This is a genomic window from Trinickia sp., assembly GCF_035492435.1.
GTDB lineage: Bacteria > Pseudomonadota > Gammaproteobacteria > Burkholderiales > Burkholderiaceae > Trinickia.
Genome location: NZ_DATJJF010000031.1, coordinates 19,588 through 28,989, shown reverse-complemented (window position 1 = coordinate 28,989; position 9,402 = coordinate 19,588). Strand labels below are relative to the sequence as shown.

Here is a 9,402-nt window from a genome sequence, read left to right as displayed (position 1 = left end):
TACCAGAAGAACCAGCTTTCGTGTCCGATCTTCCTTGTCCACAGCGCGATGGATTCGACGGTTCCGCTAAAGACGGACACACTGACCGCATAAGGCACGGCCAGCCCGAACGTGCGCACTTCGACAGGAAACAGCTCGGCCTTCGAAATGGTGCTGACCGACGAATACATCGCGACCACTCCAAGCGCTGCCATCACGGCGAAAAATGCAACAAGCGGGCTATGTGTGTCCTTCAGGAACGTGAACAGCGGTACAGTCCCGAAAGTGCCTAGCACGCCAAAGGTCAACAGCAGCGGACGGCGCCCGATCCGGTCCGACAACGCACCGTAGACCGGTTGCAAAACGGTGAAGCCGATCAGTGACAGCACTGAAATCAGGCTCGCGGTGGTTTTGGGCATGCCCACGCTATTCACAAGAAATTTTTGCATATAGGCTGCGTACGCGTAGTTTCCGACGGAGCCGCCCAGCGTCAGGCCGAAGACCATCAAACACGCCTTTTTGTGGCGAAGCGCTTCGCGAAAAGCACTTACCTTTTTCGCGCCCTTTTCGTGCTTTCTGAAAGACTCGGTTTCCTGCATGTTCCGACGCAGCAGGATGCCGACCACGGAGATCAATGCGCCGATCAGGAACGGGATGCGCCAGCCCCAGTTCTGCAGTTGCTCGGGCGTGAGGAAGAACTGCTGCATCAACACAAGTGTGCCCATCGCCAGCAGTTGGCCGAGCGAAATGGTCGTATAGAGAAAACTCGAATAGAACCCTCGCTGGCCTTTCGGCGCGGTTTCGCTGAGATACGCCGCCGCGCTGCCGCCTTCGCCGCCAATGCTTAAGCCCTGCAGAATGCGCGCGAGAAGCAGGACCACCGGCGCTGCAATGCCGATGGTCTGATAGCCCGGCGTGAGGCCGATCATCAGCGAGCCGAAGCACATCATCGAAACAGAAATCAGCAGCGCCGCGCGGCGGCCGTGACGGTCCGCGTAGATGCCGAGTACCCATCCGCCGATCGGTCGGACCAGGAAGCCGATCGCGAACACCGCTGCGGTTTTCAGCAGCGATATCGTCGGGTCGTCTGCCGGGAAAAACTCCTTCGAGAAATAAATCTCGAGCCCGACGTACACGAACCAGTCGTAAAACTCGATCAAGTTACCGATTGAACCGCTGAAAATGCCCCATAACCGCTGGCGCATATTCATGTCGACCACGGCGTGCCGCTGTCCTTCCGGGCGCAGGCGTGCGTAGTCTTCCGCGTCCCCGCGTACTTGCTGCGTCATTCCTGTCTCCTCTGCGCATCGCTTCGTATTCGTTTATGGCGATGCAGTCCGTTATGGTTATTCTGTTGACCCGCCCTTCCTCGCCCATTACGCATGGCGCGAAGCGCAGCAGCCGCGCCTCGCAAACAGCTGGCGTTCTTTTTAACGGATATCGTTGGCCGCGTAATACCGCGTCCACCTGCTTCGGCGAACCGCCCCGAGTTTGATGGAGGGAGCGGCGGCGCAATGACTTACCGCTGGCCTGAGCGGGAAGCCACGACCAAGCAACTAAGAACGCAATTCCCGGCTAAACATTTCTTCTGTTCGTGCTGCACTTGTAGCCGATTCGCGAACGCGTCTTCTATGCTCTAACGCACAATGCACCGCACAGTGCGTGCGACTTCTTTTTTCTCTATTTTGTTACCCGGCTTTCGCAGCAATCGCGGATCGAGGCTACTACCAGTAGCGAGGCAATACTTGCATGCCATGAGGCGGGGATAAACGTGTTCGTGACGAACCCCGGCTGGTTGATGCATGGAACGCGAATCGCTGTCACCATGGCTGGCGTCTTCCATGACTCACTAAAAGGGGAAAGAATGTCGCGAAAGGACCTGCTGCTCGCACTGGTTATCGTTCTCGCATGGGGCGTGAACTTTGTTGTGATCAAAGTTGGCCTTAATGGCGTGCCACCGATGCTGCTCGGCGCGCTGCGCTTCATGGTTGCGGCGTTCCCGGCCATTTTCTTTGTCAAACGCCCGCAATTGCCGTGGCGCTGGATGCTGGCGTACGGCATGACAATCTCGTTCGCTCAGTTCGCGTTTCTTTTCTCGGCGATGTACGTTGGCATGCCGGCTGGCCTCGCGTCGCTCGTTCTGCAGGCGCAGGCATTCTTTACGCTCGGCTTCGCAACACTGTTTCTGCACGAGCGTCTTCAATCCCAAAACGCACTTGGCTTGGCGATCGCTGCGGCAGGGCTCATGGTGATTGGCATGCACGGCAACCATGCGATGAGCGCCGTTGGCTTCATGCTGACACTGTGCGCGGCCGTTTCATGGGCCTTGGGCAACATCATCGTGAAGAAGGTCGGCAAGGTTGATCTTGTTGGGCTCGTCGTTTGGGCAAGCCTGATTCCCCCGCTGCCATTCTTGGCGCTCTCGTATGCACTCGAGGGGCCGCAACGCATCGCGATGGCTCTTTCGCGTATCGGCACTTCGTCGGTGCTCGCCATCGTTTATCTTGCATTTGTCGCGACGCTGCTCGGCTATAGCCTCTGGAGCCGGTTGCTATCACGCTACCCGGCCGGGCAGGTTGCGCCGTTTTCACTGCTCGTACCGATCGTCGGCCTTGCTTCGGCGTCAGCGTTTCTCGGTGAGCAATTGAGCGTCGCGCAGGCTACAGGCGCAGCACTTGTGATGGCGGGACTGGCCGTTAACGTGTTTGGTGGCCCCTTGCTGCAGCGATTGGTCTCGGGGCGTTGAATCCGGGTAGTGACCGTTTTATAAGCCGATCATAAAAAAACGGCGCCATTTATGAAGATACTTAAGGCACGATTGTTCGAGCCAGTTGTTGTGAACTAGCTCGCGAAGTTCGGCTGCCCTTGTGTTGACGCACACGCATTTATCGACTCACCAACATGCTCGATTCGGGTGAACGAGCCCCTGTCCACGGGCAAGCATCCCTGCGCCTGAGATCCCCTCCGGCGCGGCTCCCTCTGGATTCTTCAAGATCTGCAAGGGGCAGACATACGCGCTCTGCGCGACCTCTAGCTGCACGGTGCTGAACCAGGTGGCCTACTGCAAATGCGACGTCAAAAAGGGAGACAGCATCAGCTTGCCACTGCGCGTCGACGACAAGGACGTTTGCTCGATAAATCGACGGGGGCATGTCGCCGCTGCTCGAGTGCGTTGCTCCGTCTCAGTAGTTATCCATGGTGTGCGCTCCACCCCGTTGGGATAAGGCCAAGCGAGCCCCGGTTTCACCGCGTCGGCGGTGCATCCGGATCAACGCCGGCTCCATCCGGTGCGGCGACTTCCGCGCAAACAGGCAAGGTGAACTGAAACACGGCGCCACGCGGCACATTCGGTTGCGCTGAGAGTCGTCCCCCATACGTGTCGATGATCGAGCGGCAGATCGACAAGCCCATGCCCAACCCGCTCGCCTTAGTCGTATAAAACGGATCGAAGACGTGGTCGATCCCATCGGCGGCCAGTCCCGGACCGGAGTCCGCGACGGCGATCGATACGCTGTTACCGGAGTCTGCGGCCGTGCCAATGCGCAACGTGCGCGGTCCCTCGCTCGTTGCGCTCATGGCTTCGATGGCGTTGACGATCAAGTTGAGCATCACCTGTTGCAACTGCACGCGGTCTCCGGGAACAAGAGGCAAATGCTCGCCGAGCGTTGTCTGCACGGAGATGCCGTATTTCGCTGCTTCGCCACGCGTGAGCTCAATCACTTCACAGACTGCCTCGTTGATGTCGACGCTGTCCTGACGCGGGGGCGCTTTCTTGATGAGATCGCGAATCCGCCCGATGATGTCGCCGGCCCGCATCGCGTCAGCGACGATGCGCTCGAGCGCATCTGTCGCTTCATCGACATTCGGCGGCTTGGCACCGAGCCAGCGTAAGGCGGCCGCAGCGTTAGCCGCCGCCGCGCCGATCGGCTGCTTGACCTCATGGGCAATCGAGGCCGTCAGCTGCCCCATTGTCGCGGCGCGGTTCGCGTGCGCAAGTTCCGTCTGCATCTCGCGTAGATCCGCTTCTGCCCGTTTGCGCTCGCTCAGATCGAGCACGAACGCGACACCTTGGGTCCCATGCTCTTCGAACATTGCCACGCCGATGAGCACCGGCACACGGCTGCCGTCCTTCCTGAAGTACTCCTTCTCGAAAGGCTGTAATGTCCCCGTCGCCTTGAGTGCGGGCACCCACTCCAGCCTGTCGCGCTCGAGCCACTCAGGTGGGGTGAGCTCCGTCCAGCGCAGACGTCTCGCTCTCAGATCGTCACGCTCGTAGCCCACGATACGCAGAAACGCGTCATTGGCTTCAAAAATCCGACCCTCGAGATCAAAAATGCAGATGCCGACGATGTTCGCGTCGACGAGGCGCCCGATCTTCGCTTCGCGCTCGGCGAGGTCGCGGTACAAACGGGCGTTCTCCAGCGCGATCGCGGCCTGCGAGGCGAGCAGCTTCAGCACCGCTATACGCGTTGGATAAAACACGCGGGGCGCAAGGCTATTTTCCAGGTAGAGCACGCCGATCAGCTTGGTCTGCGCGAGCAGCGGCAGGCACAGAATAGAGCGCGCCCGCCGCTGCCGGATGTAAGGGTCGGCGGCAAACGGGGAGTCAGTCGCGGCATCATCAATGATCACGCTTTCTGCGGTGCGCAGAACATAGTAAAGGACCGACTCCGGCAGCACATTCGCCACGGGCTGGTCGCATAGCTGCACCCGAACCATATCGCCGCGGGTCGTGGCTTCCGCCTCGAGTCGTGGCTCCCCTTCACGCGCCAGAACGAGCAGCCCTCTTTCAGCGCCGGCCTGCTCGAGTGCGGTTCTCAAAAGCGCATCGATCAGTTTAACGAGGACGATCTCACCCGAAACGACCTGCGAGACCTTGATCACCGTCGCGAGGTCGAGCTGGTCGACGGACGTCCCGATGGTGTCGGTCGGCCTGACAGCGGGCAGATCATCCTTGAGCCGAGGATAGGACTGGTCGAGCTGCCTGACCTTGGCGTCGGCCCCCCAGCGCGCGTAGCAGTAGCGGGCGTTTCTAAGATACGCATAGGAAATCGTCTTGAAGCCAAGCTGGGCGTAGAAGCGCGCAGCCCGTTCGTTGGCGATGGCCTCGTTGTGGACAAAGCCGTTGTCCTGGGCCGAGCGGATGGCCTTTTCGTAAAGGTCCATCGCATCCCGATCGCGGCCGTCAAGGCGGGCCATCTCGGCGCCCACCAACGCCGCGCGATCTGCAAAGTTTTCCGGACAGTTCTCGGCCCACGTCTCGAGCTGATGGTGGTCCGAGGCCAGGGCCTCCCGATGCCGAGCTCGTTCATCGGCCGATGCCACGTCGCACTGCGCTGCTCGCGCGAGCGCGTCATAAAAGTGATATTCAGCCATTTCAAAGAATGACGTCGACGTCCAAAGCAGCTGTTGCGCCCTCGATGCCGCCTCGAGGGCAGACTCGCAATCATTCGCGTAGACGCGCGCTTGCAACTTGCGAATCCAATACCAGCACCCTGCAAACCCCACACGCGGATCATTCTGCGAATGATGTTCGAACCGGCTCTCGTCGAACCGTTCATCATTGAAGAAGCCAAACTTGGACGTCAGGCCACGCAGCGTCCGGATCAGACCGAGCTGGGCAACGAGCGTGCCGATCATCGTCCCGTACTGAGCTTTCTGAACGAATTCAAGCCCGTGCTCGGCTTCTATCTGCACCTCGCTCAGCGGATCGCCAGCGGCGAGCAGATTCGTGACGAGGTGGCTGCAGCTATACGCCGCAAAGGTGAAGTCGCCGGTTTTGTTTGCGATGTCAAAGGCGCAACGCACCAACGCCCGGCCGCTCTGGATGGGCTGCGTCCAAGGCATGACAATCGTCGCGAAGGACATGTAAACGCGAGCCTGATAGCGATGCAGCCCGCGCTTATCCACCAAATCGTAGCCGAGCCGGCCGAATCGGAATCCTGTCTGGTAATCGCCAAAGTACGGCCCCAAAATCATGCCAAGCCAGATATAAGCGAAGCACGATCCATCACTGCTGCCATGTTCGAGGCTGATATTGACCATCCGGCAAATCACCAGAGCGATCAAATTCTTGTCGGTGAGCATGGCTGACGTCACGACCTCGATTAGCACATTGAGGTTCGCGCGGGCCTCTAAGTCATTCATGAGCGGCAAGTCAATCAATGCTTCGATCGAACGGTCACCGAGCTGACGCCATATTTGCTCGTATTCCTGCCTGACCTCGTCATGGGTGGGATGCGACGACCAGTGGGTGCCTCTGTGGCGTTGGTAATCGAGGCATACCTCGACACCGAGGTCGCTCCGGTCCATTGTCGTGTAAAGGGTCATACACAGACAAGCGACGGCGGCGGTGTCAACGAGGTTCCTCGCGTGCTGGGCCAGCAGCGTAAGCCGCTCTTGCGCCGCGGCCAGGTCTGTCGTCACTAGCTCGCACTCAGCACGGTGGTACTCGAGCGCAAACGTGAGTTCGTAACACCGCTCCCATCGGTCATCCGCCAGCAACCTCGCCCCGGCAGCGAGGTAAGTGAGGGCCGCGGCATGGGCCGCAGCGGCCTTGGCGCGTTCGCCGGCGCGCAGATTGAGCTCCGCGATGCGTTCGCGCTCGTCAGGCGCGTCGACGAGCGCAGCGCCGTGGTTGAGCTGGGTGACGATATCGAAGATCCGTTCGGTGACCTGCTCGGCGGGCAGACTGGACGAGAGGATTCGGCCGATGCGCAGGTGCCGCTCGGGCCGCGCCGCCTCGGGGATCAACGAGTAGGCCGCCTCCTGAACCCGGTCGTGCAGGAAAGCGTAGGTTTCGTCCCCACGAAGCACCAGGCCCGCCCGCACCGCCGCCCAAAGCGCGGCATCGATCGACTCGGCGGATCGCCCCAGAATGAACGCGAGCTCGGCGAAGTCCGCGGTGTTGCCGAGTGCGGCCAGCCATTGCAAGGCCTCCTGCGCCTCCGGTGGCAGTCTGACGAGCTTGCTCACCATCAGCTCCACCACGTTGTCGGTATAGCCCTTGGCGAGGATGCGCTTCAGCCCCCAAAACCAGCGTCCCGCCCCGGGACTGAAGACGAGCAGCTTCTCCTCGGCCAAGGCGGTCAGAAACTGGATCGTGAAGAACGGATTGCCACCGGTCTTGGCGTAAACCAGGTCCGCCAGGGGGGCCACCGTCTTAGGGGTGCACCGGAGCCCGTCCGCAACGAGACGCCCGACGTCCGCACGCGTCAGGGGCGACAGCACGATCTCGCTCACCCGTCCGCCCGAGCGCCGGATCGTCTTCAGGTGACGCGCCAACGGATGGGTCGGGCCCACTTCGTTGTCCCGAAACGCGCCCAACAGCAGCAACGATCCCACGTCCGACTGGATCGTCAGATCGCCGAGCAGGTCCAGAGTCGCCGCATCCAGCCACTGCAAATCGTCCAGGAACAACGCCAACGGATGCTCCGGCCGGGCGAACACGCCCAGCAGGCGGCGCAACACCAGCTGGAAACGGCGCTGCGCGTCTTGCGGCGGCAGCTCCGGCACCGGTGGCTGCGGGCCGATCAGCAGCCCCAGCGTGGGGATGAGGTCAGCCATCAGCTGGCCGTTCGGCCCCAGTGCCTCCCGCAGCGCCTCGCGCCAAGGCACCAGTTCATCATTGCTCTTGCCCAGCAGCGAGCGCGCGAGATCCTGGAGCGCGTGGGCGAGCGTCGCATAAGGGATGTCGCGCTTGTACTGGTCAAACTTCCCGGCGGCAAAGAGCCCCCGCGTCGGCACCAGCGCCTTGTGCAACTCGTTGACCACCGAGGACTTGCCAATGCCGGAATAGCCGGACACCAGTACGAGTTCCGGTCCGCCGCTCGCGGCCACGCGGTCGAACGCGGCAAGGAGAGCCGCGATCTCGCGCTCGCGGCCGTATAGTTTTTCAGGGATCAGCAGGCGGTCGGGCGTGTCCTTCTTGCCCAGCCGGAAACGGTCAATACGACCGTGGCGCTCCCACTCATCCAAACACCGCCGCAGATCGTGCTCAACGCCGTTCGCGGTCTGGTAGCGCTCCTCGGCGGTCTTGGCGAGCAACTTCATGACAATGGCCGAGACGGCCCCCGGCACGCTCGCAAGCCGCTTCGCGGGCGGGACCGGACGGCGCGCGATATGGCAGTGCACCCACTCCAAGGGATCACCGGCGGTGAAAGGCAGGGTGCCCGTGAGCATCTGGTAAAGCGTGACGCCCAATGCGTAGAGATCGCTGCGCGCATCGACCGAGCGGTTCATGCGCCCGGTCTGTTCGGGGGCCATATAGGCGAGCGTGCCAGCGATGGTCTCCGGAGGCTCGGGTGCCTGCCGCTCGCTGGGCAGGCGTGACGCAATGCCAAAGCCGGTAAACCGCACCTCGCCGTTCGCGTCTACGAGAATATTGGCCGGCTTGAGGTCCTTGTGGATCAGGCCACGCTGGTGCACTTTCGCGAGTGCGGTGACGATGCTGATAGCTAGGCGCAAGAAGCGCCCCGTTTCCAAAGGCGCCGTCAGGAGGCCGGCGAGCGGCTCGCCGCCTGGGTCCTCGAACAGCAGGAGCGTGCGACCGCCTTCGCGCACCAGTTCCAGCGGCCGTGCCGCCCACGCACTGTCGAGTTGGTCCTTTAAGCGGTACTCGTGCGCGAGGCGCTCCAGGCTCGCCAAGGTCGGGTGCTCGGCGGTGGGCTGCGCGGCAAGCACCGCGCTGCGCCCGCCGTCAGCCATCCGCCACCCCGTCCGGCAGAGTGCGCGTTCGCCGTCCTCCCATAACACCTGAAAGCCGCTATCGCCAAGCGCCGCAAACCGCAGAGACGGATCCACCCGGTGGCCTCCATCGCTAAGCCGGTTACCGCTTATCGGCCGAAAAAGCGTGCCGGACATGCCGGACCGGTAAGAAGATAGTCTGCCACAGCTGATTACGGTTGTACGAAACGTTTAGCACTCGAAGACTGGGGGCGGCCATGCCCTGATTCCAAGTCAGCCTCAGACGCCCCATACGCTTTCCGCAGCATCGCTTGGCGCAAAATCCAGATTTTCAACACGCATCAAGAGGCGAGAGCCAAGCCAGATATCCGCCGTCGGGGCTGAGTTGGGGGGCGCCTTGACAGGCGCAAACAAGATACGCTTGGGAGATAAAGCTTCGCTTCCGTTGCAAAATGCGATCTAGAGCATCCGCCGCATTAAAGGCGTCGCGCGAAGTATTGTCGAAGCGGAAGCGGACGTCTGATCTTGTCGATACTGCTGATCTGATCGTCGTGCCCGAGGCGTCGAACGCCTTTATCCGCTACTGCGCGGCACCGACGAGGCTGAGGACAGAAGTCAAAATAGTCGGCCAGCGTTCATTCTGAACGCGAACATAATGAGGCTGAAAACTGACCATTTGGCCACACCGCGAAAGCCGATACCGAGCGAAGCCAATATAACCAAACCGTTGGAGCGACC

General features: G+C 61.2%; 3 protein-coding genes. 1 reads left to right on the top strand and 2 read right to left on the bottom strand.

Going from position 1 to position 9,402, the window contains the following annotated elements:
• A partial coding sequence (locus tag VL598_RS02915) for an MFS transporter (RefSeq protein WP_325325205.1) occupies nucleotides 1-1,190 on the bottom strand: 1,190 nt, incomplete at its 3' end.
• A gap of 653 nt (nucleotides 1,191-1,843) precedes the next feature.
• Here VL598_RS02915 and VL598_RS02910 point away from each other — a divergent pair.
• Nucleotides 1,844-2,725, top strand: a complete 882-nt coding sequence (locus VL598_RS02910; protein ID WP_325325203.1) for an EamA family transporter — start codon at nucleotides 1,844-1,846, stop codon at nucleotides 2,723-2,725.
• A 497-nt stretch (nucleotides 2,726-3,222) separates the two neighbouring features.
• Here the strand turns inward: VL598_RS02910 and VL598_RS02905 are convergent, their stop codons facing one another.
• Complete coding sequence (locus tag VL598_RS02905) at nucleotides 3,223-8,781, bottom strand: trifunctional serine/threonine-protein kinase/ATP-binding protein/sensor histidine kinase (RefSeq protein WP_414718643.1); 5,559 nt, start codon at nucleotides 8,779-8,781, stop codon at nucleotides 3,223-3,225.
• Between the last annotated feature and the right edge of the window lie 621 nt (nucleotides 8,782-9,402).

Coding starts and splice junctions, on each gene's coding strand:
- VL598_RS02910 (WP_325325203.1), top strand. CDS start 1,844: ATGTCGCGAAAGGACCTGCTGCTCGCACTGGTTATCGTTCTCGCATGG.